Origin of the sequence: Paraburkholderia flagellata (assembly GCF_021390645.1) — a bacterium.
GTDB lineage: Bacteria > Pseudomonadota > Gammaproteobacteria > Burkholderiales > Burkholderiaceae > Paraburkholderia > Paraburkholderia flagellata.
The window spans coordinates 1,065,525-1,092,079 of sequence record NZ_JAJEJT010000003.1 but is presented as its reverse complement, the minus strand read 5'-3'; the positions used below and the strand labels follow the sequence as shown (position 1 = coordinate 1,092,079).

Genomic DNA, 26,555 nt, shown 5'->3' with positions numbered 1-26,555 from the left:
GACAGTCAAATTGCGGGAAGCCGGCTCGGCTGCGCGAGCGGCTCGAAGTGATAAAGGTCGGGGTCCGCGGAGAAGTATGGCCACAACGCGTGCAGGAAGGTCTGGAAATCGCGGTGCGTCATGAACGCGCTCTGCGCGTCGAGGCTGTCCCATTCCACTTCCAGCACGTAGCAGCCTTCGTCTTCGCACTGCGGACCGAGGCGATGACAGCGATAGCCCGGCTTGTTCGTGAGCAGCGGGCATACGCGCAGCCAGGCCGCCTCGAAATCCGAAATCTTGTCTGCTCTCAGGTAAAAGCGGCCAATCGCTACGATCATCCGGGCCTCCGTGCCGTCCGTGTTGGTATGAATAATCGGCCAGCACGCTTGGCGCGCATAGCGGCAAATGACGAATTCAGCTTCAAAGCGGCTTTGAAGATCGCGGGCGGGATAGAGCGCTAGATCAGGCGGCGAAAAGCGCGCATTCTGGCCCGCCCCGTTGGTGATCGGGCCAGCGAGCGTACTAACTGCGGAATCGAATATCAGTCGAGATACGCGGCAATGCGCTCGCGCAGCACATCGCGCAGCGCGTTGACGGTTGGCGAGAGCATCGAGCGGTGGGCGCAGACGAGATGCAGCGGCGCTTCTTCGCCGGCAAACGCGTCGAGCGCGGTTTCGAGGCGGCCCGCTTTGATATCGGCCAGCACGTCCAGACGCGACTTGTACGCAAGGCCATGCCCCGCCACGGCCCAGCGGCGCACGAGTTCGCCGTCGTTGCTGCTGCGGTCGCCGTGCACGTTGACGACGCTGGCATCGCCGCCACGAAAGAAGGTCCAGCGGTCGTGCAGCGTGTCGCTCAGCGCGAAGCGCAGACAGTTGTGGCGCATGAGATCGGCGGGCGTGGCGGGTTTGCCGTGACGCGCGAAATAGCCGGGCGCGGCGCACAGCACGCGCCGGTTTTCGGGCGCGAGCGGCAGCGCGACGAGAGAGGAATCTTCGGGCACGCCGTAGCGAACCGCCACGGCCACCGGCGAGCGGAACATATCGGTCACGTGGTCGCCAATATGCACCTGGAACGACACCGCGGGATGCTGCGCCTGGAAGTCGTCGAGCCAGGGCGCGAGCACGTTGCGCCCGAGGTCGGAAGGAATCGACAGCGAAACGGTGCCGCCGATCATCTTGCGCCCGTGCGCCACGGCGTTCTGGCCGGCCTCCACTTGTTCCATGACGCCGCGCGCGTATTCGAGGTAGCGCTCGCCGTCCGGCGTGAGGCGCAAGCTGCGCGTGGAGCGCGCAAGCAGGCGCGCGCCGAGTTCGGCTTCGAGGCGCTTCAGGCCCGCGCTCGCCACGGCGGGCGTGAGATCGAGTTGACGCGCGGCGGCCGAGAGGCTCCCGTTGTCCGCCGCACTGATAAAGATGACGAGGTCTTCCAGTCTGATCATGTACCGTCGCGTCTCGTTGGGCTGCGCTCGCCTCGGAAGCCGGCGCCGCGGTCATGGAGTAAGCGAACTGTACACGATGCCGCCGCACGCGGCGCGGCCCCCCATGGCGCAAGCGTGGGGCGCGCGGACCTCATGCGCGGCTCAGCGAAACGAGCTGCGGTTCTATACTCCCAGTTGGAACCGCAGGTCGTTCATACAGGAGTACGAGGCAATGCTGAACTATCCCGCCGCCTACCAGTCGACCACGGGCTCCGCGCTCGACGTGAACAAGCCCTTTTACCGCCGTATCGCGGAAGAGCAAGGTCAGCGCGAGCTGATCGAATCCATGGTCGTGCCGATACGCTCCGGCCACGCCTGGAGCGTCCCCGCTGGACACGTGTTCCGCATCGTGACGATCGAAGGTCCACAGGTGGCCGACCTCAATCTGTGGAACCGGCACGATCCGCGTGAACGCATGTGGGCTTCGCGCACGCGCCAGCTCCAGCAGGCGCACGTGAGCACCTTCGACCGCCTGTGGTCCACGCTGCCCTTCCTGCGCCCGCTCGTCACCATCACGGACGACAGCCTCGCGGGCTACGGTGTGGACGAGCATGGCGGGCGCGTTCACGACCTGCTCGGTACGCGCTGCGACCCCTACGTGAACCGCATGCTGACCGGCGAAGACTTCCATTTCCATTGCCACTCGAATCTCACGCGCGCCATCGCGCCCTATGGGCTCACCGAATACGACGTACACGATGTGCTCAACGTGTTCCAGTGCACCGGCCTGAATCTGGAGGACAAATACTTCATGAAGGCCTGCCCGGCGAAGAAGGGCGACTATCTCGAGTTTTTCGCCGAGATCGACCTGTTGTGCGCGCTTTCAACCTGCCCCGGCGGTGACCTTTCGCTGCCGATGTGGGGACCCGACGCCCGCGATCCGCTGGAGGTCTGCCGGCCGCTCGGCATCGAGATCTATCGTCTCGCGCCAGCGCTGCTGGAAGGCTGGTCTTCGCCGCCTGTCGCCGAATATCGTGGCCTGCACGGCATGGCGCTGCAACAGCCCGACTGGAAGCGGTGAGGAAAACCGTCGCGCAAAATGCCGTCGGGCCATGCGCCCACCCAAGTGTTCGCATGGCCCGACGGTGTACAGCCGCTGAAGCTTACTGTGGCTTACTGCTGCTTCTCGACCTTCTTCGGCTTCGGCGGCGATTCGATCTTCGCGTACTGGAACGCGGGCGTGGCCTTCAGCGCTTCCTTGGTTGCGCCAGCCAGATAGAGATTGCCCTCGCGCACGTCGAGCGATGCGATGGGCACGGCCACGTCGTGCGACCCGACGCCGAGGAAGCCGCCCGCCGAAACGATGGCAGCGGATACCGACCCGTCCGGCGCAACGATCAGATCGCGCACGGTGCCGATTTTCACGTTGTCGTCGTTATAGACGGGCTTGCCGAGCACGCTCTTCTTCACGCTCCAGCCTTCGAGCAGCGCCTGCGACTGCTCGACCGAAACGCTCAAGGGCTGCGCGCCCGCGATCTGGGCATTCGCGCTGGCACTGGCCACCACGGCGCCGAATACGGCTACGGCCAACATCGTCTTGCGGAAAAGCATTTTGTTACGCTCCTGTATTCCGGTTATTTCGCCGCGCAGGTCGTTGCGAGTCACTGCGAGCCTGCAGGCGGAATGTCATGGTAGCCGGTATGGCGCGGCGCTGCGCTCAAGCTGCTCGCGCGGGCGCAAAGCACGCGCAAACGGCGCAGTAAAATCGAGCGGCAGGCTACCGCGTGCTGCCGCTCGCGTTCGACGTGATGATGTTCGAGCAGGCGGCGCGCGGCATCGTGCAAGCAGCGGTGTCGCCCGCGCATCTTGTACATGATGTAATTGGCAATCCTGATTGGTTGGCGCGCGCCAAAGCTTTCATTCTGGAAGGCGTGGAAGCGGACGCACTGCGGCCCGTAATGGCCAGGACTTTCTCCTTCGAGCAGATCGTCGAGGCGCACCGCTATCTGGAATCGAACGAGCAGTTCGGAAAGTTCGCCGTCAGGCTCTGAACCTTGCGCCGATGGCGCGAATCAGCTCACGTTGAAGCCGCGGCACATTGCGCGCAGAGGCCGAAAACAACGAGACTCGAATGCGTATAGCGAAAGTGCCTCGCCGCCGCAATGGAGGCGTGCTGCTCCTGCAGCATGGGCTCGTCGATATCGACCACAGTCTTGCAGCTCTCGCACACGAGATGCGCGTGCGGGGCGCCACGCCCAAGCTCGTACACCACGCGCGTTTCGCCAACCCATGTGCTGTCGAGCAGGGACGATTCCATCAGTTGGGCAAGCGCGCGATACACGCTCGCGAGGCTGCATTGCTCCACGTCTTTTGCAATGCGGCGAAAGACCTGGTCGGCGGTCAGATGCTCGTGCGGCGCATCATGAAATACCTTCAGCACGGCCACGCGGCTGGACGTCGGGCGCAGGCGCGCGCTCTTCAGTTCGGAGTAGACCGTTCTCATACGATGGGAAACACGTCGGCAAGGCCGACAGTTTCATCGAGAATTGCTTAAGGTTTCCTTATGTCAGTATGGTGCGCGACACTTTGCGGCCTGCCTTGGCCTCGCTGTGTGCTGCGGCGCCGTAAAGATTGAAAGATTATCGAACAGAAGCACGAACTGAGGCCCACATGGCTGCCACGCCCACGGTGATCTTCGGCGCGTTCGACCGGCACAACTTCGGCGATCTGCTGATCGCGCAGGTGGTGGCACGCATGCTGCCTCGCCGCGAACGGCTGTTCGCCGGGCTCGCCGCGCGAGATTCGCATGGCGATGGCGGGCCGTGCACCGTCGCGCTCTCGCATATCGTCGCATTTGCGCGCGGCCGCGCCGTGAACGTGATTCACGCAGGCGGCGAGTTGTTGACCTGCAATGCATGGGAAGCCGCTGTGATGCTCGCGCCGCCGCAACGCGTGCCGGCGCTCATTGCCGCGGAGGGTGAATGGCTGCGCAACGGGCGCGTGTGGGCGCAAGAGCATGTTGGCGTGGCGTCGCTCGCGCCGTATGCGCTTTCGAAGTCCGCGTTGCCCGGCGTGCGCGTGAAGCATCTCTCGTTCAACGCAGCAGGAGGCGTCGATCTCGACGCACGCGACGCGCAGTTGGGCGCCGACGTGCTCGCCGCGCTGCAATCCGCGGACACGGTGAGCGTGCGCGACAGTCAAACCCAGGCGCTGCTCGCGCAACGGGGCATCGAATCCCGCCTGATACCGGACCCCGCCACGATGACGGCTGTCTTGTTCGGTACGACGATACGCCGGCACGCCGCAAACCTCGCACTGTGCGAAGTCCGGCAAGCGTTCCCCGACGGTTATGCAGTTGCGCAATTCAGCGCCGACTTCGGCGACGATGCGACGCTCGATGCGCTAGCCACTCAACTCGAACGCGTGACGCAGGCGCACGGCCTGGGTATCGTGCTGTTTCGCGCGGGCGCCGCCCCCTGGCACGACGACCTGGAAGTGTATGAGCGGCTCGCGCTTCGACTGCGCGCGGCCCGCGTTCGCGTGTTCGATTCGCTGAACCTCTGGGACATTTGTGCATTGATCGCTGGCAGCCGGATTTATTGCGGCAGCAGCCTGCACGGTCGTATCGTTGCGATGGCTTATGCGCTTCCCCGCATCAATATCAGTCATCCTGATCATTCTTCAGCGAGTAGCAAGCATGCGGCTTATGTGCGGACATGGGAAGCAGCGGGTCTCGCCGGCGTCGTTCATCTGGGCAATCTTGCCGATGCGGTTGCCAATGCACTGGCGACCGATTGCGAAACATTGCGCGAAACCGCATCCGCGCTCGCACGACGGTATCGCATGGAATTCGAAACCGTGGTTGCAGGATGAATCAGCGCGGCGCAGGCCCGGGGAACGGTTCGACCGGCTTAGGCTGCGCATCGGGATCGACGACCGCGCTCACGCGTGCTCGCAACCCATTTACGCGCCCCTCAGCGGCGAACGGGCTCGCGCTTGCGATCATCGTCGCGCCGGACTGATCGACGAAAACCGGGTCTTCGCTCTGCGTGGTGCGCTGGATCGCATGCTCGCGATACGGATCGAGTTGCATCAACGTCACCATCAACGGCTCGGGAAAGAACACCTGGCCGACGTGCGAAACATGCGAAGCCTGAGTACGCTGCGGCTGCAGCGCGCTTGCCGTGCGAACCTTGAAATGAATGTGGTTGGTGCGCCCCGGATAATTGCCCGGCACGATGGTCTCGAACGTGACGATGCCCGCGTGATCGGTGTGCTGAATGCCGCGCAGAAACGTCTGGTGGTCAGTGGGCCGCGGCGTGGGTGGTCCACCGGCGTGCCAGCCCGCGGGCGGGCGGCCAGGTGCCTTCGGATCGAAATCGGGCGGAGGCGGGAGCGCCATCTTCGTATAGCCCGAGTAAGCGCCCGTCGCGTCGCATTGCCAGATGTCGACCGCGGCGCCCACGAGCGGCGCGCACGTTCTTGCATCGGTGAGCACGATGTCGAGCGTCAACGGCACGCCCGGCCTGCCCTCACGGACGTCTTTGCGCACAAGATCTCCGTCGATCCAATAGGGGCCGACTTCCTGCTCGGGCGTGAGCCGGCAAGGTGGGGCGCTCGCGAAGGCGGTGGCGCTCGTTTCGAGCGTCGCAACGGTCGTGCCGAGTGCGATCGTCAGTTTGATGAATTCTCGTCGTGACAGGCGTGATGTCATTGTTGTGCTGCATTGCGCGTGATGGCGGGACTCTACCGGACCAGGCGCGCATGACGATTACATTTCTATTACGTCTTATTTCGCGCCGGCAGGCGTACTTGTCCTGATTGCCCCGATTTGGCCGGCTGTGCAGAAATGCGCATGGAAACCGTCGCGAATGGTCAAGACGAAGCGATATTGGCTTCCTATAGTCGCTTTCAGCGCATCGCTCCGGCGCATTTCATGCGGAGCGTTCGATCGATACCACGCCTATCTGGAGGAGCCCAACACGCAGTCGACGCGAACAAGAGAGTCGTGAACCGGCCGCCGCCCCGACCACGCAACGCGGAAAAAGCGCGGAAGCCCGGCTGGTATGCACGCCACAGCAGTCAACCCATGCTTGCCGACAAAGGAAACAACATGCGTTTTGCGAAGACTCTTACCCCTATCGCAGTTGCCGTTGGAGCACTTCTCGCTGTTGCACCGCTCGCCTCGCGCGCGGATACCGTCGTTAAAATCGGCTTTGCCGCACCGCTCACCGGACCGAACGCCAATTACGGCAAAGACCTGGAAAACGGCGTGAAAATGGCCCTCGACGACGCCAAGGCACAAGGCGTCAAAATCAACGGCCAGCCCGTCTCGTTCGAACTCGTCGCCGAAGACGATCAGGCCGACCCGCGCGTGGGCGTGCAAGTTGCGCAAAAACTCGTGGACGAAGGCGTTTCAGTCGTCGTCGGCCACTTCAACTCGGGCACGACCATTCCCGCTTCCGAGTTGTACGAAAAGGCGGGCCTGCCCGTCATCGATCCGGCCGCCACGAACCCGATCATCAGCGGCCGCGGCTTCAAGAACATCTTCATGGTGATCTCGAGCGACGCGCAAAACGCCGGCACCGCGGGCGCCTATGCGGTCACGACGACGAAGGCCAAGCGCATCGCCGTGATCGACGACCGCACGGCCTTCGGCCAGGGCGAAGCGGACGAATTCGTGAAGGCCGTGAAAGCGCACGGCGGCGACATCATCGACCGCGAGTACACGACGAACCAGGCGACGGACTTCAAGACGCAGCTCACGAACATCAAGAGCAAGAACCCGGATCTGATTTTCGTGGGCGCCCTCAATCCGCAGGCGGCCGGCATCATGAAGCAGATGGCCCAGCTTGGCATCAAGGCGCAGTACGTGGGCGGCGGCGGCGTGAAGGATGTGGACTTCGTCAAGCTCGCGGGCGACGTGTCCGAAGGCGCCATGGCGTGGGAATACGGCCGGCCGCTCGACAGCACGCCGGTCGGCGCGAAATTCGCCGACCGCTTCAAGCAGAAGTATGGCGTGGACGTGCTTTCGTACGCGCCGTTCGGCTACGACGCGGCGTGGGCCGCCATCAAGGCGATGCAGGCCGCCAATTCGACGAAGCCGGACGACTATCGCGCGAAGCTGCAAAGCATCAATTTCGACGGCATTACCGGCCATACCGAGTTCAACGCGAATGGCTCGCTCAAGAACGGTTCGTCCACTGTGTATCAGGTGAAGAACGGCCAGTGGGTGACGGTCAAGACGGTAAGCGGCCTCTGATCGTTCACGCGGGCCCGACTCTTGCGGGCGGGCCCGCCCTTCAACCTCTAACTGTCGGTCGAAACCGTCACGCTCTCCCAGGCGCGGATTTCGTCTTCCAGCGCCACCAGTTTGGATCTCACGAGCCCCAGGGCGTCGCTGCCGAGCAAAAGATGCCTGGGCGGGTGGTCCGCTTCGATGACGGCAAGCATCGCGCGCGCTGCTTTCTGTGGATCGCCCAGTTGCTTGCCGCTCTTTTCCTCGCGCGCGCGGCGGACGGGGTCGAAGATCGCGTCGTAAGCCGCGATCGAACGCGGCGTTCGCCTCATCGAGCGTCCGGCCCAGTCGGTGCGAAACGAGCCAGGAGCCACGGCAGTCACCGCAATACCGAGTGACTCGACCTCTTTGCCGAGCGCTTCGGAAATCCCCTCCAGCGCGAATTTGCTTCCACAGTAGTAGCTAATGCCTGGCATGGTGATATGCCCGCCCATCGATGTGATGTTCAGAACGTGGCCGCGCCCGCGCTCGCGCATGAAAGGCAGAACCGCTTTCATCATGGCAACCGCGCCGAACACATTCACATCGAACTGCCTGCGCATCTCCGACAACGGCGACTCCTCCATGATGCCTTCGTGGCCGTATCCGGCGTTGTTGACCAGAACGTCCACGGGGCCGACGCTCGCCTCGATTTCCGCCACGACGCCATCGATGGCGTCGAAGTCCGTCACATCGAGCACGCGCGCCAATGAGCGAGGCGCCGACAGCGATTCGAAATCGCGCTTCGCCTGCTCGCTCCTCACCGTACCGACGACTGTGTGACCCGCCGCCAGCGCCTCTTGTGCCAGCGCGCGGCCGAAGCCGCTGCTGACGCCCGTAATGAGCAAAATCCTGGTGGATGCCATTGAAGGTTCTCCCAAATGGTGGTTGCAGAGTGCATACTAGCCTGAATGTCGTGGCTGAATAAGCCAGATTCCGGTAATTTTCTTGCCTAAAACTATGAACGCGAAGCGAGACTCCGCCACCCATTCGGGGCTCTCGCCACGAAGCCGGAAGCGCATGATCGCGCTGCTTCACGCGCTGGCGCCTGAGGAGGGCTACAACCTCACGGCGCTGCCGAGTGTGCGCATTCTGCGCTCGAACCGGCCGCTCTCACGCACGCCAGTGCTCTACGACCCCGGCATCGTGATCGTTTGCCAGGGTCGCAAGCGAGGCTATTTCGGCGACCAGCTCTATCTTTACGACGAGCATCATTATCTCGCTGTCTCGGTGCCCGTTCCGTTCAGTATGGAGACCGAAGCAACTGTGGAGCGCCCGCTGCTTGCGCTGTACCTCCACCTCGATTTCGCCCTCGCTGCCGAACTGGCGGCACAGATCGATCGCGAAGACGCAAATGAACACGTGCAAGCGCCGCAGAGCATGATGTCGACGCCGATGGACGACACGATGCAGATGTCCGTGTTGCGCTTGCTCGAGGCGATGCATCGGCCTCTCGAAGCCGCTGTGTTGGGCCAGGGCTTGTTGCGCGAACTGTATTTCCGCGTGCTCACCGGCGCGCAGGGAAGCTCCATGCGCGAGGCTTTGGCGATGAAAGGTCAGTTCGGGCGTATCGGCAAATCCTTGCGCCTCATCCATGCCGGCTATGCGCGTGTGCTGGACGTCATGCAACTGGCCGAGGAAGCCGGCATGAGCGTGCCGAGTTTTCACAGCCACTTCAAGTCGATCACCCAGGTCTCGCCCATGCAGTACGTGAAATCTACGCGCTTGCATCAGGCTCGCCTGTTGATGGTCCGCCAGGACCTGACTGCTGAGGCCGCGGGCCACGCTGTGGGCTACACGAGCCCGTCGCAGTTCAGCAGGGAGTTCAAGCGGCTTTTTGGTTTGACGCCGGCGGCGGAAGCGAAGCGCATGCGCGCAAGCTTTGCCATTCCGGCGCCGTTCGCCGATGCGACGTACGTTGCGTCGCACTGAGTCTGATTTGCGTCGTGAACGGAGATTGCAGCTACGCAGCGACCGCTACCGTCATTTGTCACTCGTCGCGCAACAAGCGCCCCGCATTGGCGATCACCACGAACGTACCCACGTTGTGCAGTACCGCGCTCGCCACGGCGCTCAACGCGCCTAGCGCCGCCAGCGTGATGACGGCAACCGTCCACGCGAGGCCGATTGCCGCGTTGGCCGTCGCGATGCGCCGGCAGCGCCGCCCGAGGCGCACGCTGTCCGGCACGCGGCGCAGGTCGTCGGCGAGCAGCACGATATCGGCTGCGGCCACGGCGATATCGATACCGCGCTCGCCCATCGCCACGCTCGTCGCGCCAGCCTTGATGGCGAGCACATCGTTCAGGCCGTCGCCGACCACCATCGGGCGATGTCCCGCGCCGATCTCGCCCAGCACGTAGTCGAGCTTGTCGTGCGGCAACGCATGCGCCACCACGGTCTCGATACCCACCTCGGCGGCCACGCGGCGCGCCACGCGCTCGCGGTCGCCAGTGAGCAGCGTCGCGCGCTCGATGCCGAGCGTGCGCAGCCCGTCCAACGCCTCGCGAGCTTCCGGGCGCACCGTATCGGCAAATCCGAACCATGCGAGCAGTCGGCCATTCAGCGCGAGGCCGACGCATGGGCCGTCCAGCTCCGCGGGCGTGGGCGGCAACACGCTCACGTATTGTTCGAGCAGATCATGGCGGCCCAGGACGGCCTCGCCCTCGGGCATCGTTGCGAGCACACCGAGTCCGCGCAGTTCGCGCGCGTGCGGGAGCGGCCCGGTTTGCGCCGTTCCCGGCGCGCCGTAGCGCAAGAGCGCGCGACATACAGGATGCGCGCTGACCTGGGCAAGCTGCGCGGCCAGCGCCAGCGCGCTGGCTTCGTCCACCCCCGACTCAAGCGCCACCGTCGTCACACGCAACTCGCCGTGCGTGAGCGTGCCGGTCTTGTCGATCACGAGCGTATCGATCTCGGCGAGCGCGTCGATAAATGCAGCATTCCTGAACAAGATCCCGCGCCGCGCGCCCGCCGCAATCCCTGCGATGGCCGTGGAAGGCGCCGCCAGCACGAGCGCGCATGGGCACGCGGCGACGATCACCGCCAGCATGGCGGAGGCGTTCGCGCTCACGAACCACACGATCGCCGCGATCAGCAGCACGAGCGCGAGGTAGGCGTCCATATAGCGTTCGAGCGCCTGCGTGATGGGCGGCTTCGCGGCCTCGGCGCGCTGCATCAACTCGACGACCTTGCCCAGCGTCGAGGCCTCGCCGACGTGCGTGATCTCCACGCGCAACGGGCCGTCCAGATTCATCGCGCCGCCGAATACGCGCGCGCCCTCGCTCGCGTCATGCGGCAGCGATTCGCCCGTGATCGGGCCGTTGTCGATGGCTGAGCGCCCGTGCCGCACGATGCCGTCCGCGGGAACACGCGAGCCGGGCAGCACGTCGACGATGTCGCCCGGGCGCAAGGCGTCATAAGGCACGGTCTCGATAGCGCCCGCCGCGTTCACGCGCCGCACATCGCCGGCAGTGAGACGGCCGAGCGCCCGTATCGCCTCCTGTGAGCCGAGCACGCTGCGCTCTTCGAGCGCGTGGCCGAAGGTCATCACGATCGGCAAAAGTGCGGCCGTCGTCATGTCGCCCACGGCCCACGCGCCCAGCATGGCGAGCGCGATGAGGCGGTCGGTCACGCCATGCAGGCTCGGCGTCTTGAGGCTGCGCCACGCGCCCGCGAACACGGGCGGGGCGACCACGATCGAAGCCGCCGCAGCCATCACTTGCGCAAGCGTGACATTGCCGGGGGCCAGATGCGGCCATGCGAGCGAGAGCAGCAACAGCGCGCCCGCGATAAGCGCCAGCAGCGTATGGCGCGTGATGGCGCGGCGCTCGGCGTCCGACATGACGAGCGAGGCGACGGATTGCCCTCCATACCCTCCGTGCGCGTGGCCGTGAGTGTGGCCATGCGCGTGCGTGGCTTGCTCTTCGTGCGCGATGCCGCGTTCGCGATGACTCGTCGGCGTCTCGAATGGCGTGGTCATGGCGCGCGCCCCGGCAGCACGAGGCTCGACGCGTCGTTGGGATCGAGCGTCGTCACGCGCGCGGCGTGAGCGAGCACGGCCTGCACGCGGTCGCGATACGCGCGCGCAAGCAGCCCCGGATCGTGATTCGCGCCGAGCGCCGCTTCGAGCTGCGCGATCGTCGAGGTTTCCGACTGCGCCGTCGCCACACGCTCCGCTGCGCTGGCTTGCGCGTCTTGCACGATGCGGTCGGCGCTTTGCTGCGCGTGCTGGCGCGTTTTTTCCGCGAGCGTGCGCGCCTGCGCGACATCGCGCTCGGCGTTCTGCAGCGAAGTCAGCACCGCGTTGAACGCATCGACGGCCGAAGCCGGAAAAGACGCTTGCAGATCCATGCGCGAGACGTCGATGCCGAGCCCGGCATGCGCGGCAGTCAGTGCGTCGAGCTGGCGCTGGACCGCGCGCGCAAGATCGCCGCGCAATTGCTCGCGGCGCGCGGCCATCTGCTGATCGCCGGCCACCATCTCCGGGCGCGCGACGAGGATCGAATCGAGGTCGCGCTGCGCGGCGGTTTGCGCGACTGCGGCCGAGACGATGCGTTCGAGCGCGGCGTCGAGATGCTCGAGCTGCAACGCATACGCATACGGGTCACTCACGCGGTAGAACAGTGTCGCGCTCACCTGCACGACGCCGTTGTCGCCCGTGAGCACGTAGCCGGAACCCGCGAGCGCATCGCTCGCTTCGCCCAGTTGCGCGGGCGCGCCGGAAGCGCGCGTGAGCGAGACGATGCGTCGTTCGAGCACACGCTCGCTGCCTGGCACGAGCAGCACCGTTTCGAACGGCCGCGGCCACGCGACGAGCAGCCCCGCGCCCTGGCTGCGCACGTAGGCGCCAAAGCGCATCACGACGGCGCTGCTGTCTGCCGGAATGCGGCGCACGTTCGAAGTGGCCCAGGCAAGCGCGGCGAGTATGGCAAGCACCGCAATGAACCAGAACGACAGGCGCACCGCCTGTGCGCCCGGCCCAAGCGCGGGGAAGTTGTCGCTCGTGCTCATGGCGTGCGCCCGTGCGTATGGGCATTGGTTGTTGGCGCAACGACTGCGCCTGAGGGCACAGTGGCCACGCCGAGCCCAGGCGGCCCCTGCACCAGCGCGCGGAATGGCGCGGCATCGGTGCGCAGGATCAGGTTCGTGTTGCTATTGACGACCGTGCCGAGCGTGTCGAGCGAGCGCAGCATCGTATAGAGCTGCGGATCGGCGGCGTAGCTCTTGCCATAGATGGCCGCCGCGTCCTTGCGCGATTGCGCCTCGATATCGGCGGCTTTCACGTTGGCGTCGGCGATCAGCACGCGTGCATCGCGATCGGCGTCCGAGCGGATCTGCGCCGCTTCGCGCAGGCCTTCGGCCGTGCGCTGCGCGGCCACGGTCTCGCGCTCGGCGCGCATGCGATCGACGGTCGCCGCCAGCGTCACGGCGGGCAGCGTGAGGCGCTCGAGCCCAACCTGCACGACGTGCACGCCATAGGCCGCATAAACCTGCGCGTCGACCTGGCGGCGTAGCGCCTCTTCGAATGCACCGATGCGCACCTGCGACGGATCGGTATTCACGAGCGAAGCCAGATCGAAGCCCGCGGACGTGGTCTGCAATGCCGAGCCGACCAGCGAACGAATCTGCCGCGCGGCTTCGTCGGGTTCGTTGCGCACCGCGCGCACGAAGCGGCCAATGTCGCTGGCGTTGGCGGGCACGCGCCAGGCCACGTAGGCCTGCACGATGATGCGCAACCCGTCGCGCGTGCCGACGTCCTGCAAGCCGCTCGACGTCGTGTGCAGACGCAGATCCACCGGCACCGCGGCTTCGATGGGCGCGGGCAAGCGCCACGCGAGACCGGGCCGCAGCAGCACGCGGACCGGGTCGCCAAAGCGCGTGACGACTGTCGCTTCGCCCTCGCGCACCTGCACGACGCTCGCTACGATGAGCGCGACGATCACGCAGAACAGCGCGAACGCCACGCGCAACGCAAAACGCCGGGGCTTCACGGGCGCTGATCCAGCTGCGCCGTGGTCATGATGATGAGGATGCGCATCGCCGTGCGTATGCAAAAAGCTCACGTTCGAATCACCTTGCTCAATAGATGGGGTAACGGGTCACCACGCCTTTTTCACGCCCGCCGCCGTGGCCGGGCTAAACGTGCGCAGGTCGATCGTCGCGCGGCTGCCGCTCGCGAGCCGGTCGTCGATCACCGTCACGCTCGCGTTCTTGAGCCCTTTTTGCAGGCTGTGCAGGTAATACTCGAAGCCGAATGCCGGGCCGCCGAGCTGCTGTGCGATCACGTCGGCGTCGAAGCCGATCTGCTGCGCGCGCGCGGCGGCAAGCGTGTCCGCCGCGTTCGCGCTGCCCTGCGCGATGGTCTCGATCGCCTGCTGCTGCGCTTGCCCGAGCGCCGCCGCCGCGAAGCCGTGCGCCTGCACCACGCTGGCCTGCGCGCGAATTTGCGCGGCCTGCACGCCGTGATACGCGGCGGCCGCGCCCGCGGGCGGATGCACGCTCTCGATCACCACGGCGACGACCTCGATGCCGCTCGCGAGCCGGTCCAGCTCATGCTGCACGGCGCCGCGCAACGCGCCGGCCATAGCCGTTTGCGGCGTGTCGAGCAGCGACGGCAGCGTGCGCGACGCGAGGTAACGCACGACCTCACGGTTCGCGATCGAGCGCACCGTCTCGTCCATGTCGACTGCGCGATAGAGCGAGGCGCGCGCCGCCGCATCCGTGAGTCCGACGCGATAGTCGAGCCGCACGTCCGCGCTCACGATCTGGAACGCCTGCTGCGCGCCGCTCGTGCCCGCTATCACCTGGGTCGTCTCCCAGGGATGCGTCACGTCCCACAGGCGATTCAGTTGCGCGGGCGTGTCGCCGTCCGCGGGAACGGCGGGCGCCGCGCGGCTGTTGTCATTCGCGTTGCCCGAGACGATCAGTTGATGGACCGCGCCGTTGTCGATCACGCGCGCGCGGCCGAAGGGCCAGGGCAGGCCCGCATGCAGGCCGGGCTGCCACACGGCGACAGGCGCGCCGAAGCGCTCGTACACGGCGCGCTGATCGGGGCCGAGAATCGTTACGCCGCCTAGCAGCCAGCCCGCCATCACCATGGCCGCGAGCGCAACCGGCAGGAGGCGCACGAAGCTTTTGAGCGCCCAGTTCTGCCGCAGGTCGATGCCGTAGCGCATGCGCATTTGGGCATTGAATGCGGCGAGCGGACGTCCGCGCATGCTCAGCACGCCCGCGATGGTGCTATGCAGGAAGCGGTCCTCGTCGGGCTTCGCCAACGCCGCGAAGAGCGCACGCAGGCCGAGTTCGACGGCAATCGCGCCGGAAAGAAGCGCAACGATACGCACGAGCCACGTGAGCGGATCGCCCGCATAAGCCAGCGCCGCGACCGAAGCCGCCATGCTCAACGCTGCGACGAGCACCACACGCAACAGCCCCGCAAGCGCGGCGGAGTCGCGCACTTGCGCGCCGCGCTGCGCATGAAAGCGCTCGGCCACGAGCGCAGCAAAAGCGATGACGAGCGCGGCAGCACCCGCTACGAGAAAAGGTGCGGATTCGCGCTGCGAAGCCGATGGCGCAAACGCGGGAGACGTCCACGCATCGACGGCGAACGCAAGCGAAACGAGCGCGGCAAGCGGCGCGACCCACCCTTGCCACGGAAGCGACTGCAGCAGGCCGCGCATGTCGGCGGCCTCCGAATTGCGCTGAAACGCGAGGCGCAGGAGCCGCAGCGAGGTCTTCGAGACCGGCTCGCCGGACGGCGCGCGTGCCGCCAACAGCCGCGCGCCGAAGCTGACGATGAAGAGATTGAGGCACGCGCTCGACATTACGGCGCACATGCGCGCATCGAGCGGCAAAGCGGGAACGAAAGCCAGCACGGCGAACACGGCGGCCAGGCCCAACGCGGACCAGCCAAGCCTCGTCTGGCCAGCACGACCGCCGAGCCAGCCATATCCTTCACGGTGGTCGCGCGATACGCGATGCATCATCAGCAATCCTTACATCCGAATTACACGAAACGAGCCGGCACGATACGACCTCCGATCGCACAAGGCTGAATTTCGCGCGCCCAATGTAGCGCGCTCAAAACCGAAACTCAATATAACTGGGCTCGCGCATCCGTGCCCCACTATTTAGCCGATTCGGCGCACAATACCTTCAGTCAAAATTGTCTGCTTTCCGTAACGCGAGCGGCGCCTCACGCTGTCACGCCACGATCACAATTCTCGAGCGGCGCATCAACCCAAAAGTCATCACATGGACGGCTTGCTGATCGGACCGGCAACACGCAGACAGGCGCTCTTCGCCAGCGTATGCGCATTTGCGATTCTCCTCACGCTCGCGCTCGCGGCGCCACGTGCGCGTGACGTCTTGCCCGGTATCGCCCCGTTCATGCCGATGTGCGCGCTCACGGTGTTCACCACGTCGAGCATCGCGGCTTTCCTGCTCGGTGCGCGTTTCGCGGCTACGCGCGTGGCCATGCTCGCCGCGCTCGGCGGTGCCTATGCGTTCACGGCCATTACCGTCGCGTTGCAGTTGCTGATGTTTCCTGGCGTGTTTGCACGAACTGGCCTGCTCGGCGCGCTCCCGTACAGCGCCGCATGGATGTGGGTGTTCTGGCACGGCGGCTTTCCCGCGTTCGTCATCGTGGCCGAACTGGTGCGCAAGCGCCTGCCCGCCCCGCCGTTCGCCCGCGAACGTCTCGATGCCCGCGGCTGGCTGCTGATCGCGGCCCCTGCAGCGCTAGCCGCCCTGCTGGGCGTGCTCGTGACGCACGTCGATCTCGCATCGCCGTTTCACGACGTTGAGAGCGCCGCGCGAGCGTCGGCCATCGCGGACAATCTCGCGGGCCTTGCGATCTGCGCGCTCAACCTGATCGCCATTGCGATCGTGTTGCTCAAAGGCCGGCTGCGCCTCGTACTCGATTTGTGGATCGTGGTCGCGCTGCTCGCCTCGCTCGTCGACGCCGCACTCAATTCGCTCAGCATCGAGCGCTTCACGGTGGGCTGGTATGTCGCGCGCGTGTTCAGCATGTTCGCGCCTGGCGTGCTCGTGTGCGTGCTGGTGTGGGAAGTGACGGCGCTCTATCGCCAGCTCGCCGAAGAACACGCCACGCTGATCCGTGCTTCGGCGCGCGATGCGCTCACGCGCGTCTACAACCGCAGCTATTTCGACGAACAGTTCCGCCAGGCGTTCGAACGCGCCACGCGCAGCGGCCAGCCGCTCTCGCTCGTGATGTTCGACGTCGATCACTTCAAGCACTACAACGACGCCTTCGGCCATCTGCACGGCGACGCCTGCCTCGGCGCCGTAGCGGGCGCGCTCGCAGGCACGCTTGCGAGCACACTGCGCGAGCCGGGCGGTTTCGTCGCGCGCTATGGCGGCGAAGAATTCGCGCTGGTCCTGCCCGATGCCGGCGCGGATGAAGCCGCGGCGCTTGCCGAACGCGCCCGCGGCGCCGTCGAGCAACTTGGCATTCCCTCTCCCGCCGCAGGCGGCCTCGTCACGGTGAGCGCAGGCTGCGCCACGCGCGACGCGATCGTTGCGTCGTCCCCCAATGCGCTCATCGAAGCTGCCGATGCTGCGCTCTATGCCGCCAAACACGCCGGCCGCAACCGAGTGAGCCACGCGGGCACGAGCATCGCATAAGACGCGGCTGAAGCGTTACGTGGTGCGTTGGCGTCGGTGGCGTTGCCTTAAACACGGTTGCCATAAGCGCAACGCATGTGGGTTTCAACCAGGTGCTTCCATGTCGCGGCATCAATAAAGTGCGTGCTATGGCCTGTATCGGCATTTGCATACGTCGCGCGCAACCCATGCAAATCCATCGATGCATGCACATTTTGCTCCCCACACGCTTTCAAAATGTAATGAGGAATCGGGATGTCCATTGAAAAATCGGCGGAAATTGCCGCCCGCTTCGACCGGCTGCCGCCGTCGCGCACAGTCTGGACGATGGTGATTCTGCTGTCGCTTGGCGGCGTATTCGAGTTTTACGACCTATTCTTCACAGGCTATGTCGCGCCCGGCATGGTGCATTCGGGTCTTTTCACGCCGGAATCGCTCGGATTCTTTTCCGCACTCGGGCCGCTCAAGGTGGCCGGCTTCGGCACCTTCGTGTTCTCGACTTTCGCCGGGCTGTGGGTCGGTGCGCTGGCGTTCGGTCAGGTGGCCGACCGCTTCGGGCGACGCATCATCTTCACGTGGTCGCTGATCTGGTACATCGTCTGTACGGCCATCATGGCGTTCCAGACGAGCGGCCAGGCACTCAATATCTGGCGCTTCATTGCCGGCATCGGCATTGGCATCGAACTCGTGACCATCGACACGTATATTTCCGAGCTGATCCCGAGCGGCGAGCGCGGCCGTGCCTATGCGGTCAATCAGTTCATCACATTCAGCGTGGTGCCCGTGGTCGCGTTTCTCGCCTATATCCTCAAGGACTCCCATCCGATTGGTCTCGACTACTGGCGAGTGGTGATCCTGATCGGCTCGGTCGGCGCAGTGGTGGTGTGGTTCCTGCGCCGTAGCATTCCCGAAAGCCCGCGCTGGCTTGCGCGCAATGGCCGCGAGGACGAAGCCGAACGGATCGTCGCCGACATCGAGCGTCGCGTCACCGCCGAAACGGGCACCGCTTTGCCGCCGCTCGGTCCGATCGCGCTTGAAAAGGCGGGGCGCGGCTCGCTTGGCGAAGTGCTGCGTGCGCCGTATTTGCGGCGCACGGTCATTCTGTCGATTTTCAATATGGCGCAGGTGATCGGCTTTTACGGCTTCGCCGCCTGGGTGCCGACGCTGCTGATCGCGCGCGGCGTTCACATCACGCAAAGTCTTGCGTACGCCTTTGTGATTGCCATCGCCAATCCGTTCGGACCGCTGATTGGCGTGTGGTTCGCGGACAAACTGGAGCGCAAGACGCAGATCGTCGGCGGCCTGCTCATCATGGCCGTCGTCATCACGCTATTCGCGCAAGCCACCGAGCCGTGGGTCCTGATCGTGCTGGGCGTCTTCTTCACGCTCGCTTCAAACGTGATGTCCTACGCCTATCACGGCTATCAGGCCGAGCTTTACCCTACGCGTATTCGCGCGCGCGCCGTCGGCTTCGTGTACTCGTGGAGCCGCATTGCCGCCGCGTTCGCGGGGCTCGCTATCGGCATCCTCCTCCATCATTACGGTGTGCCTGGCGTGGCGGTGTTCATCGGCGCTTCGATGCTCGTGGGTATCGTGATGATTCTGCTCGGGCCGGTTACGCGCGGACTCTCGCTCGAAGCGATCAGCCATTAACTGGTGCGATCGTCAAAACAGCACGTGTGATTTGACGATCATTTGCACGGCCGCGGCCAGCACGCATACGAGCACGACAACGCGAAACGCCAGCGGATGCAAGTTGTCGCGCAAGGGTCGAATAATCAGCATGCCCGCGATGGCGGGCACGCTGGCCGCCGCCGAAATCGCGAGATCGACGAGATTGGCGTGCGCGCCGTGGCTGAACGTCGTGATGAGCGTGATGACTGAAACGACGAGAATAATTGCGATTTGCTTCGTGAAAGCGCGGCCCGTGGCGCCCGACGCGATCAGATACATGGCGAGTAATGGCCCCGGCACGGCAGCAATACTCTCCATGAGCGCCGCCCCGAAACCGAGCGCGAAACCCACTGGCCTCGCGAGCGCAGGCGCAAGTTTGAAGCGCGGCGAGACGAGCAGAAGCACCGCCGCCACGATCAACGCCACGCCCGAAGCCGCCTGTGCGTGATGCGGCTCGAGCGCGATCAGCACCGACACCCCAATCACATTGCCGATCACGGTGCCAATTAGTGGCGCCGCGATATTGCGCACGGTAGGCAGCATTTCGCCCCCCTCCAGCGCCTGCGGAATATTGCCGAGAATGATCGGCATGGAGAGCAGCAGCACCGCTTCCTTGACCGGCAAAAAATACGTGACGATGGGCATCGCCACGAGCGGCACGCCGATGCCCGTCACGCCCTTCACCATACCGCCCAGCACAAGCGCAACCGCAATGCCGAGCAATTGAAGTGCGTCGAGCGACTGCAAATGGGGCGCGAGAAGGCCCGAGGAAAAAGAAAGGCCGGACATCGGTGACCCAAAAAGGCAATGGGCGCGCGTCGTTTCGCGCCGCTCATGTGAAAGTGGCCGCGGGCGTCGAAACGCCCAAGCGGCCACCGGTTCGCAAAGCGATTCTCGCTTTATGCGGTTTTCCTTGCAGCTTTCTTCGCGTTTGCTGCCTTGGCGCGCTTTGCAACGGTCTTCTTCGCCGCCGCCGCATTGACGCGCGGTTTCCGCGCGGCTTTGGCAGCAGGTTTTGCCGCGCTGCCATCGATCAGGAATTTCGAACGGTCTTTCACGTCGCGAATCCACGCCGGCGCACGGCCACGGCCGGTCCACGTTGCGCCCGTTTTCGGATCGGCGTATTTGGCCGCGACGGTGCGCTTCGCGCCTGCGGCTTTGGCACCTTTGCCGGGTTTGCGGCCACGCTTCTTGCCGATGAAGCGTTCGATGTCGGCCACACTCAGGCCGTGCCTGGCCATCAGATCGCGAATTTTCGTGAGACCGAGCGACGTTTGTTTTTCCACGATCGTTTCGGCCTGCTTTTGCAGCTTTGCGATCTTCGATTGAATTGCGTCCAGGGTGACCATTCACTCCTCCTTATTCACGGATTTTACGGACACCCTTCAACCTTCACTGGCCGATCGAATAGCGATCTTGTCGGCCGGGGCGTCGCGAAAGACAGGGGTGATTATGAAGTCAAATCACGCACGCTGGCAATTTTAAACGAATGTTTGGTAGTGAAAAACATGTTTCCTGACCAGACTATTGATTGTTTCGCAAACAAAGTCCCCATAGATTTTCATTGCGCAACATTCACACCGCTACGCGACGACAGGCGTGCGCTGCAATTCGACAACATTGACCTGCGCGCCAAATATCTCGCGAATCAACGGTAAAAGGTGATCGTGGTGCGTGAGAAACAACACCTGAGTTTTCGCGGAGAGATTCCGTAATGCCGCAAAACCGGCCTTTGCGCGCTCGTCGTCGAAATTGATGAACAGATCGTCGGCAACGAAGGGCAGCGCCGCCTTGCTCGCCAGCTGCAATTCGAGCGCCGCGATACGCAGCGCGAGAAAAAGCTGGTCGCGCGTGCCTTCGCTCATTCCACTCACTTCCACGGTTTTGCCGGTGCTTCGCCGCGCATGCAACGCGGGCGGATTGCGTTCGTTATCGACTACGAGCCGCGCGAATTCACCAAGCGTGAGTCCGCTGAATATTTCCCCCGCGCGACGCAGCATCGGCCCTTGCTTCTGATCGCGATAACGATCCGTTGCCCATTTGAGCAGGCGGCTCGCGGTCGCGGCTTCGAGATATTGCTCCGCGGCTTCGCCCATGGCGCTGAGGGCTTCCTGGCGCTTCGCCTCCGCGAGCGCGGCATTGGCCTGGCCGTTGATCGCGTCGAATGCCTGCCTGGCGCTCACCTGTTGCTGTAGGCACTCGCTCAATGCGCGGTTGCCCGCTTCACGTTGCTGGTTCACCGTCGCGAGCAGCGCTGGCACCTCGGTAATGGGCTGCTCCGCGATCTCCGCGGCGATGGCCTCCTGCGCAAGTCCGTCGCCTTCGCGCACAAGCGTATCCCGCGCCGCCGAGATCGCATTCGACAACGCGCGGCGCGCGTCGGAGCGCGCGGCGAGCGGCAACGCCGCGTCGATTTCGTTCACGCCCGCGAGCTTCAGGATGGGCTCGATGCGCGCCTGTGCGCCCGCCACCGCCGCTGCGGCATCGGCTACGCGGGTGCGGGCGGTTTGCACGTCGGTATCGGCCTGGGCGAGGGATTTCGCGGTTTCGCGCGCGGTCGCGAGTCGCGCCGCGAGTTGGCGCGCCACGTCGATCCCATCGTTCGACGCAGGCCATTCGGGTGCGAGCGTCTGGGCGAGGCGTCGCGCGTCGGATTCCAGCGTCTCTAGTTGTGCGCGGATCGTGCGAATGCGGTTGCGGGGTGCTTCGGCATCCGAAAAAGCGGCCGAAATGGCATTCGCGAGTTCGACGGCGCCTTCCGCCGCCGCGAGCGTCGCAGCGCGCGTGCCGAGATTCGCTTGCGTGAGCGCCTCGTGCCACTGCGTCTGCCACTTTGTATAGGCGTCCTGCTCAATCGTCAATCTGGATTGCGCGGATTCGCTCGCGCGTTCAACATCGCGAATCTGCGCTTCCAGACCCTCGCGCTGCACGGCGCTCTTTTGCGCCGACTGCACGACTGTTTCAGCCACGCCAATCAATGTCGTCAGCGCATCGTCTTCGTTTGCCTGCGCCACCGGCCGCAACGTTTCGAGTAGCGCGGCATGCGCCGCGATGCGCGCCGCCCGACGCGCCTCAAGCTCGCTCGCGCGGCGGTCGCTTTCGCTCTGTGCATTTAGCGCCGCTTCGCGATTCGCAAGCCACGCGCCCATATCCGCGAGCGGCATGCCAGGCACTTGCGCGTCATTTGCTATCTGCGTCCAGGTATTACGAAAGGCTTCGAGTTCGCGCTCGCGATCGCTTAAAACCGCAAGCTTGCGCTGCGCATTTGCGCGCGCTGTTTCAACTTGCTGACGCAGATTCTGCAACGTGGCCGCCGCCTGCGACGTGCCGAGTTGCGCATCGACGAGTTCGTCGGCCAGGCGCATCGCGTCGTCTACGGCGGGAGCGCCATCCGCGAGACTGACGCGCGCCTCCTTGACCTCGTCCCACGCGCTATCGCGGCGCGTGCGCGCCGCCTGGACTTCCGCAGTCGTGACAACCTTGTTGCCCTGCGTGAAATGCTTCTCCTGCAATTCGAAGCGCTCGATATCCTCTTGCGCGGCCGCTGCCGCTTCTCGCGCAACGGCCACCGCGCTCACGCGCTCGCTTTCTTCCTTTTGCAGCGCAGCCAGGCGTGTGGCCGATGGCAGGTCGAGGGCGCGTAACGCTTGCACCGGCTTGCTCCATTGGCCCAGCAATTGGCGTTTCTCTTCGACCGTGCGTTGCGCGTCCGCCAGTTCGCGCTCGAGCGCGCTTTCCTTCGTCACGCTGTTGCGGAATTCGTGCGCGTCGTCGAGCGCGGCGCGCAACGCATGCGGCACGTCGATGCCGTGCATGCGCGCAAGCTGCTCCTGCAATTGTGCGAGCTTGCGCGTCTGTTCGGCGTGCACCTCGCGCGACGTCGTGAGCGCGTGCTCGCGCAGACCATGATCGCGCAGCAGGTTCGTCACCGTCTTCAACACAAGTGCACCGGGCAGCGCGGCGCGCAATGCGGTTTCGTCGCCCGGCCAGCCAAGCTGGGCCGCAGCGGAGAATGCGGCATCGAGATGATTCCGGATTTCGGTTTCACGCACCAGCAATTCGCGCGGATGATTGACGCATTCGCCGCGCAGCGCGTCGAGCGCGTCGATTTCGGCGGCCAGCGCCAGTGCCGCGCGATCGGGCTCGATCGCGTCATGCAACGCTTGCTTGTCGGCCAGATCAACCTGACGCGCTTCCTGCACTTTGCGTTCAGCCGCGATGTCAGCCTGCGCCTTCAACAGATCGGCATAGGCGGTGGGCGGTAAATCGACGACCTCGCCCAATGCGGCCAACTCGTTCTGCTTGAGCGAAAGCTCTTCTATATAGGGAGCGAGGCGGCGCACGCGCTCGAGCTTCGAGCGCTGCGATTCGAGACCGCGCTGTTCGGCGCGCAAACGCTCGATAGCCTGTTCGACCGTTTCAAGCGCGTCCTTTTTCTCGACCCAATCGCGCGTGCGCACCTGCGCTGCCTTCAGCTCGTTCGTTGCCTCAGCGAACGATGTTTCCGCCTGTGCATACGCACTGCCGCTGCGTCGCGGCGCCCAGAGTTCGGCCGCGCGATTCTCCAGTTCCTCGCGCACGGGCCCGAGGCTCCCCACGCCCGCCGCGGATTCGAACAACACCTGACCGAGCTTGTCCGATGCGTCGAGTATGCTGCGGCCGCCTTCAATGAGCCGCGCATGATCGAGGCCGAACATCTGCTCGAAGAATTCCTTGCTCGCGCCGTCGAGAAACGCGGCGAGAAAATCGTCGGGCAGTTTGTCGTCCTGCGGGGTGCGCAGCGAATTGCGTCCGCGCGCGCGATGAAAGCGCTGCTCGGCCGCACCGTTTTCCAGCACACCGCCGATACGCAATTCCGGCGTGCCATGGAGGAAGTCGAGCGGCGTTTGCAAGCGCATGCCGAACAACAGCTCCGACACGGCGGTCCGCACCGTGGACTTGCCCGCTTCGTTCGGCCCCACAATGACGTGGAAATCGTGTGCCGCGTGGGGAAACGGCAAGGTCGTTTCGGTGAACTTGCCGTATTTGATCAAATCGAGTTGCTTGAGGCGCACTGGTCATTCTCCCGTGGAAAGGCGCGCGAGCAGCGCGGGACCGACCTGCTCCACCAGCGCCGCGAGTTTGCCGTCGCGGGCGAGTTCGAGCAGCGGGGCGTCTTCTTTCACTTCGCTGCGCACCTTGCCGACGAACGCGCGCAAATCGCGTTCGAGCAGCGCAAGGAATTCGGGGTCTTGCGTCGCGGCTTCGAGTATCTGTTTGAGATCCGCGAGCGCTTCGATCTGTTCGTTCTGTGCGGCGGCCTTATCGGCTGGGCCGGTTTCGAGCTTGACCTTTTCCAGCCACAGCTTGTCATTGCCGATAATGCCGATCTGATTGAGCACTTCGGCACGCAATTGCGTGGCGCGCCCGAAAAACAGTCCATGCGCCGGCGACTTTCCCGTCACCGTCACGCGCACCGCGCGCGGCACGTGCGCGTCGACGGATAGCAGCGTTTCGAGCGCAGCGCCAATCTTGCGCGACAGATCCGCCACGCTTTCGCAGTCGCTCGCATCGACACGCACCGATTCCCAGCGCAGCACGTCGAGGTAGAGACGCTCGACCGCCGTGCGGCCGCTTTCGACACTCACGAGCACTGCGCCGCGGCGGCCGGTTTCGCGGATGTGGCGCCCCTGGAGATTGCCCGGAAATACGATCGTCGATTGTTCCGACCACTGCTGAAATTCGTGGACGTGACCAAGCGCCCAATAGTCGTAGCCCTTCGCGTGTAATTCGGAACGCGTGCACGGCGCGTAGGTTGCATGCGCGGTATAGCCTTCGAGCGCGGTGTGGAGCACACCGATGTTGTAGTAACCGGAAACCGGCGCCGGGTAGCCCACGGTGAGATTTTCGACTACGGCCTTGTCCTTGAAGCTCTGTCCGTGCAGCGCGACCTTGATGTCGTCGAGCACATGGGTTTCAGGCTTGCGATGACTGAACACCACCACGTTGTCGGGCAATGTGAGCTTCCTGGTCATTTCGCTTTCCGCGTCGTGATTGCCCCACAGGGCAAAGACGCGGATGCCGGCCTTGCGCAGACGTCCCATCTGCTGGCCGAAGAAAATGCCGGTGTTGTGGTCCTTCCAGTCGCCGTCGTAGAGATCGCCGGCAATGACGACGAACGCGACCTCTTCTTCAATGGCGCGATCGACGAGCAAGCGCAACGCCTCGCGCGTGGCACTGCGCAATTGAGCGGCTGGCGCGTCGGGATAGGCGCTCAGACCATGTAGCGGGCTGTCGAGGTGTAGGTCTGCCGCATGAATGAACTTCACGACGTGTCCTCTATTGTGTTTGCGGGCGCTGAATGGGGAATGGGCGATTGCTGTTGTTTGGCGCGAGCGGTGCGTCATGCGCGCTGGCGATGTGAGCACGAATATGAGCCCGGATTGAAGCCATGGAATGTGGCTCGACAATGCGGCCCAATTTTAATCGACGCGCATGGGTCTGTTTTGGCTAGCGTGGCGCGCGGAGGCGTCGTGGTCGGATGAATTGCAGAACGTGCCGCAGCGATGATTGGCGCCGCGGCGTGGCAAGTGTCGCTCGCGAACGCAATCGGGTTCGTTCTTCATGCTGGCAAACAGCGTGAGCGGTACTGTGCCGAAGCGCGTCTCATGCAGGCCTACCGCAGCCATATCGGCGAAAACTACAAAATACGTATTGAAATATACGACTGAGGCTGTTCAGGTCGACTTAGCTCGGTGACGACCATTCTGACTGTGTTTCGGGGTCGGAGAGCCGTTATGATCGTGAAACATGTACTAGAATTTGGTTTGTTTTCGGCGTGAAAGCCATAAAGAACAAGGGTTTCGCCGATTTTACGATTTGGAGGGAAATGTTTCACGCTGGGTTGGACATTTTCTGGAGCGGAGGCCGGCGCAAGGGTGGATTCGTTTTCAGCTAGGTAGCCGTTGTTTTCGATTAAGTTCGATGCGCGGGTCGGTCGCTTACCGGAGTTGCTCCACTCGTTTTGTACGTCTTGGCGATCGGCACGCCGATCGCTGCCTTGATTGCTTGATTGTGATTGCCGAGGCACGGGCGCGTATCGTGCATTGGCGTTTGAGGTGCTTTGCGGTGCTGAGTTAAATTGTCGGTTAGTTGCATTTATGATCACTACCATTGGCGGGGCGATAGCGAGTTGTTCACTGATTGGTGGCAGTCCTGCCGCCGCTTGCCGGAAGAACAACGAATAGCCGAACGCGGAACGGAGCGTGGAGACCAGGTGTCGTGTCACGCTACCGTGGCGGACGGGACTACCCTGCTCAAACATACGGCGAGTACCTCGCGCCGCTCTGACACGCAGGCTCTCCAAACTGTCTCCGGCTGGCCTGCCAGTCCTCAGTCAAGACACGTATTGATCGAGAGTTACTGAGAGCCGTGCTTTGGGCTGTGCCGGAGGCAACCGGGGAATCTCCGCGCAACGCACAAGCGATGAGCGTAACTGCGTGGTGCAGGGATGTCGCCGCGAGACGTCAGGCGAAGAAGCGGTCAGCGCTCGCACACTGATTGGATAGGCTCGTTGGCCCGAGCGCCAGGCATGGAATTCGA

The 26,555-nt window shown here is 64.2% G+C and carries 22 protein-coding genes; 7 read left to right on the top strand and 15 right to left on the bottom strand.

Annotated features, from left to right (window positions below):
• Positions 1-5 precede the first annotated feature (5 nt).
• The gene (locus tag L0U83_RS28600; protein ID WP_233887506.1) at positions 6-317 is read right to left on the bottom strand and encodes an antibiotic biosynthesis monooxygenase family protein; all 312 of its coding nucleotides are present in this window, start codon (positions 315-317) and stop codon (positions 6-8) included.
• Between the two features lie 203 nt (positions 318-520).
• A complete protein-coding gene (locus L0U83_RS28595; RefSeq protein ID WP_233887505.1) occupies positions 521-1,420 on the bottom strand; it encodes a LysR family transcriptional regulator in 900 nt (299 codons plus the stop codon).
• 211 nt (positions 1,421-1,631) lie between these two features.
• Here L0U83_RS28595 and L0U83_RS28590 point away from each other — a divergent pair, with 211 nt between their 5' ends.
• Positions 1,632-2,480, top strand: coding sequence for an urea carboxylase-associated family protein (locus tag L0U83_RS28590; protein ID WP_233887504.1), 849 nt, complete (start codon positions 1,632-1,634; stop codon positions 2,478-2,480).
• 92 nt (positions 2,481-2,572) lie between these two features.
• On the opposite strand, the gene L0U83_RS28585 is transcribed toward L0U83_RS28590, so the two are convergent.
• Positions 2,573-3,010 (bottom strand): PRC-barrel domain-containing protein, encoded by a 438-nt coding sequence (locus L0U83_RS28585; RefSeq protein WP_233887503.1) that lies wholly within the window; start codon positions 3,008-3,010, stop codon positions 2,573-2,575.
• A 173-nt stretch (positions 3,011-3,183) separates the two neighbouring features.
• Here L0U83_RS28585 and L0U83_RS28580 point away from each other — a divergent pair, with 173 nt between their 5' ends.
• The gene (locus tag L0U83_RS28580; protein WP_233887502.1) at positions 3,184-3,450 is read left to right on the top strand and encodes a zinc-binding dehydrogenase; all 267 of its coding nucleotides are present in this window, start codon (positions 3,184-3,186) and stop codon (positions 3,448-3,450) included.
• A 26-nt stretch (positions 3,451-3,476) separates the two neighbouring features.
• Here L0U83_RS28580 and L0U83_RS28575 read toward each other — a convergent pair whose 3' ends face one another.
• A complete protein-coding gene (locus L0U83_RS28575) occupies positions 3,477-3,902 on the bottom strand; it encodes a Fur family transcriptional regulator (RefSeq protein WP_233887501.1) in 426 nt (141 codons plus the stop codon).
• A 167-nt stretch (positions 3,903-4,069) separates the two neighbouring features.
• On the opposite strand from L0U83_RS28575, the gene L0U83_RS28570 reads away from it, so the two are divergent.
• Positions 4,070-5,272: a polysaccharide pyruvyl transferase family protein gene (locus L0U83_RS28570; protein WP_233887500.1), complete on the top strand. Its 1,203-nt coding sequence runs from the start codon at positions 4,070-4,072 to the stop codon at positions 5,270-5,272.
• Between the two features lies 1 nt (position 5,273).
• Here the strand turns inward: L0U83_RS28570 and L0U83_RS28565 are convergent, their stop codons facing one another.
• Entirely contained in the window at positions 5,274-6,113 is an 840-nt protein-coding gene (locus tag L0U83_RS28565; RefSeq protein ID WP_233887499.1) for an intradiol ring-cleavage dioxygenase, read from the bottom strand.
• A gap of 399 nt (positions 6,114-6,512) precedes the next feature.
• Here L0U83_RS28565 and L0U83_RS28560 point away from each other — a divergent pair, with 399 nt between their 5' ends.
• Positions 6,513-7,661 carry a branched-chain amino acid ABC transporter substrate-binding protein gene (locus tag L0U83_RS28560; protein WP_233887498.1) on the top strand — a complete coding sequence of 383 codons (1,149 nt, stop codon included), beginning with the start codon at positions 6,513-6,515 and terminating at the stop codon, positions 7,659-7,661.
• A gap of 47 nt (positions 7,662-7,708) precedes the next feature.
• Here the strand turns inward: L0U83_RS28560 and L0U83_RS28555 are convergent, their stop codons facing one another.
• A complete protein-coding gene (locus L0U83_RS28555; protein ID WP_233887497.1) occupies positions 7,709-8,542 on the bottom strand; it encodes an oxidoreductase in 834 nt (277 codons plus the stop codon).
• A 94-nt stretch (positions 8,543-8,636) separates the two neighbouring features.
• Between L0U83_RS28555 and L0U83_RS28550 the strand changes: the two genes are divergently transcribed.
• On the top strand, positions 8,637-9,608 hold the full coding sequence (locus L0U83_RS28550) for an AraC family transcriptional regulator (RefSeq protein ID WP_233887496.1): 972 nt from the start codon (positions 8,637-8,639) through the stop codon (positions 9,606-9,608).
• A gap of 58 nt (positions 9,609-9,666) precedes the next feature.
• Here the strand turns inward: L0U83_RS28550 and L0U83_RS28545 are convergent, their stop codons facing one another.
• From L0U83_RS28545 to L0U83_RS28530, 4 genes are all read right to left on the bottom strand, one after another.
• Entirely contained in the window at positions 9,667-11,655 is a 1,989-nt protein-coding gene (locus tag L0U83_RS28545; protein ID WP_233887495.1) for a heavy metal translocating P-type ATPase, read from the bottom strand.
• The gene (gene hflK, locus L0U83_RS28540) at positions 11,652-12,686 is read right to left on the bottom strand and encodes a protease modulator HflK (RefSeq protein ID WP_233887494.1); all 1,035 of its coding nucleotides are present in this window, start codon (positions 12,684-12,686) and stop codon (positions 11,652-11,654) included. The genes L0U83_RS28545 and hflK overlap by 4 nt, the downstream gene beginning before the upstream one ends.
• Positions 12,683-13,666, bottom strand: a complete 984-nt coding sequence (gene hflC, locus L0U83_RS28535) for a protease modulator HflC (RefSeq protein ID WP_233887493.1) — start codon at positions 13,664-13,666, stop codon at positions 12,683-12,685. Before hflC ends, hflK begins: the two co-directional genes overlap by 4 nt.
• Before the next feature lie 108 nt (positions 13,667-13,774).
• Positions 13,775-15,661 carry an SPFH domain-containing protein gene (locus L0U83_RS28530; protein ID WP_233887492.1) on the bottom strand — a complete coding sequence of 629 codons (1,887 nt, stop codon included), beginning with the start codon at positions 15,659-15,661 and terminating at the stop codon, positions 13,775-13,777.
• A 268-nt stretch (positions 15,662-15,929) separates the two neighbouring features.
• Between L0U83_RS28530 and L0U83_RS28525 the strand changes: the two genes are divergently transcribed.
• Positions 15,930-17,321 (top strand): sensor domain-containing diguanylate cyclase, encoded by a 1,392-nt coding sequence (locus L0U83_RS28525; protein WP_233887491.1) that lies wholly within the window; start codon positions 15,930-15,932, stop codon positions 17,319-17,321.
• A 47-nt stretch (positions 17,322-17,368) separates the two neighbouring features.
• On the opposite strand, the gene L0U83_RS28520 is transcribed toward L0U83_RS28525, so the two are convergent.
• On the bottom strand, positions 17,369-17,563 hold the full coding sequence (locus L0U83_RS28520; protein WP_233887490.1) for a hypothetical protein: 195 nt from the start codon (positions 17,561-17,563) through the stop codon (positions 17,369-17,371).
• A gap of 64 nt (positions 17,564-17,627) precedes the next feature.
• Between L0U83_RS28520 and L0U83_RS28515 the strand changes: the two genes are divergently transcribed.
• Positions 17,628-18,953, top strand: a complete 1,326-nt coding sequence (locus L0U83_RS28515) for an MFS transporter (RefSeq protein ID WP_233887918.1) — start codon at positions 17,628-17,630, stop codon at positions 18,951-18,953.
• A 12-nt stretch (positions 18,954-18,965) separates the two neighbouring features.
• On the opposite strand, the gene L0U83_RS28510 is transcribed toward L0U83_RS28515, so the two are convergent.
• The 4 genes from L0U83_RS28510 to L0U83_RS28495 all read right to left on the bottom strand — a co-directional run bounded on the left by L0U83_RS28510 (position 18,966) and on the right by L0U83_RS28495 (position 25,282).
• Positions 18,966-19,763 carry a sulfite exporter TauE/SafE family protein gene (locus tag L0U83_RS28510; RefSeq protein WP_233887489.1) on the bottom strand — a complete coding sequence of 266 codons (798 nt, stop codon included), beginning with the start codon at positions 19,761-19,763 and terminating at the stop codon, positions 18,966-18,968.
• Positions 19,764-19,873: 110 nt separating this feature from the next.
• Positions 19,874-20,215 carry an H-NS histone family protein gene (locus L0U83_RS28505; RefSeq protein ID WP_373321143.1) on the bottom strand — a complete coding sequence of 114 codons (342 nt, stop codon included), beginning with the start codon at positions 20,213-20,215 and terminating at the stop codon, positions 19,874-19,876.
• Between the two features lie 342 nt (positions 20,216-20,557).
• Positions 20,558-24,028 (bottom strand): ATP-binding protein, encoded by a 3,471-nt coding sequence (locus L0U83_RS28500; protein WP_233887488.1) that lies wholly within the window; start codon positions 24,026-24,028, stop codon positions 20,558-20,560.
• 3 nt (positions 24,029-24,031) lie between these two features.
• Positions 24,032-25,282 (bottom strand): metallophosphoesterase family protein, encoded by a 1,251-nt coding sequence (locus L0U83_RS28495; protein WP_233887487.1) that lies wholly within the window; start codon positions 25,280-25,282, stop codon positions 24,032-24,034.
• Positions 25,283-26,555 lie beyond the last annotated feature (1,273 nt).

Bases quoted from the DNA above. Each gene is read 5' to 3' on its own strand.
- L0U83_RS28520 (WP_233887490.1), bottom strand. From the start codon at position 17,563: ATGGACATCCCGATTCCTCATTACATTTTGAAAGCGTGTGGGGAGCAA.
- L0U83_RS28560 (WP_233887498.1), top strand. From the start codon at position 6,513: ATGCGTTTTGCGAAGACTCTTACCCCTATCGCAGTTGCCGTTGGAGCA.
- L0U83_RS28550 (WP_233887496.1), top strand. From the start codon at position 8,637: ATGAACGCGAAGCGAGACTCCGCCACCCATTCGGGGCTCTCGCCACGA.
- L0U83_RS28545 (WP_233887495.1), bottom strand. From the start codon at position 11,655: ATGACCACGCCATTCGAGACGCCGACGAGTCATCGCGAACGCGGCATC.
- L0U83_RS28600 (WP_233887506.1), bottom strand. From the start codon at position 317: ATGATCGTAGCGATTGGCCGCTTTTACCTGAGAGCAGACAAGATTTCG.
- L0U83_RS28590 (WP_233887504.1), top strand. From the start codon at position 1,632: ATGCTGAACTATCCCGCCGCCTACCAGTCGACCACGGGCTCCGCGCTC.
- L0U83_RS28595 (WP_233887505.1), bottom strand. From the start codon at position 1,420: ATGATCAGACTGGAAGACCTCGTCATCTTTATCAGTGCGGCGGACAAC.
- L0U83_RS28575 (WP_233887501.1), bottom strand. From the start codon at position 3,902: ATGAGAACGGTCTACTCCGAACTGAAGAGCGCGCGCCTGCGCCCGACG.
- L0U83_RS28525 (WP_233887491.1), top strand. From the start codon at position 15,930: ATGGACGGCTTGCTGATCGGACCGGCAACACGCAGACAGGCGCTCTTC.
- L0U83_RS28565 (WP_233887499.1), bottom strand. From the start codon at position 6,113: ATGACATCACGCCTGTCACGACGAGAATTCATCAAACTGACGATCGCA.
- L0U83_RS28570 (WP_233887500.1), top strand. From the start codon at position 4,070: ATGGCTGCCACGCCCACGGTGATCTTCGGCGCGTTCGACCGGCACAAC.
- L0U83_RS28555 (WP_233887497.1), bottom strand. From the start codon at position 8,542: ATGGCATCCACCAGGATTTTGCTCATTACGGGCGTCAGCAGCGGCTTC.
- L0U83_RS28515 (WP_233887918.1), top strand. From the start codon at position 17,628: ATGGTGATTCTGCTGTCGCTTGGCGGCGTATTCGAGTTTTACGACCTA.
- L0U83_RS28510 (WP_233887489.1), bottom strand. From the start codon at position 19,763: ATGTCCGGCCTTTCTTTTTCCTCGGGCCTTCTCGCGCCCCATTTGCAG.
- L0U83_RS28585 (WP_233887503.1), bottom strand. From the start codon at position 3,010: ATGCTTTTCCGCAAGACGATGTTGGCCGTAGCCGTATTCGGCGCCGTG.
- hflK (WP_233887494.1), bottom strand. From the start codon at position 12,686: ATGAGCACGAGCGACAACTTCCCCGCGCTTGGGCCGGGCGCACAGGCG.
- L0U83_RS28530 (WP_233887492.1), bottom strand. From the start codon at position 15,661: ATGATGCATCGCGTATCGCGCGACCACCGTGAAGGATATGGCTGGCTC.
- L0U83_RS28505 (WP_373321143.1), bottom strand. From the start codon at position 20,215: ATGGCCAGGCACGGCCTGAGTGTGGCCGACATCGAACGCTTCATCGGC.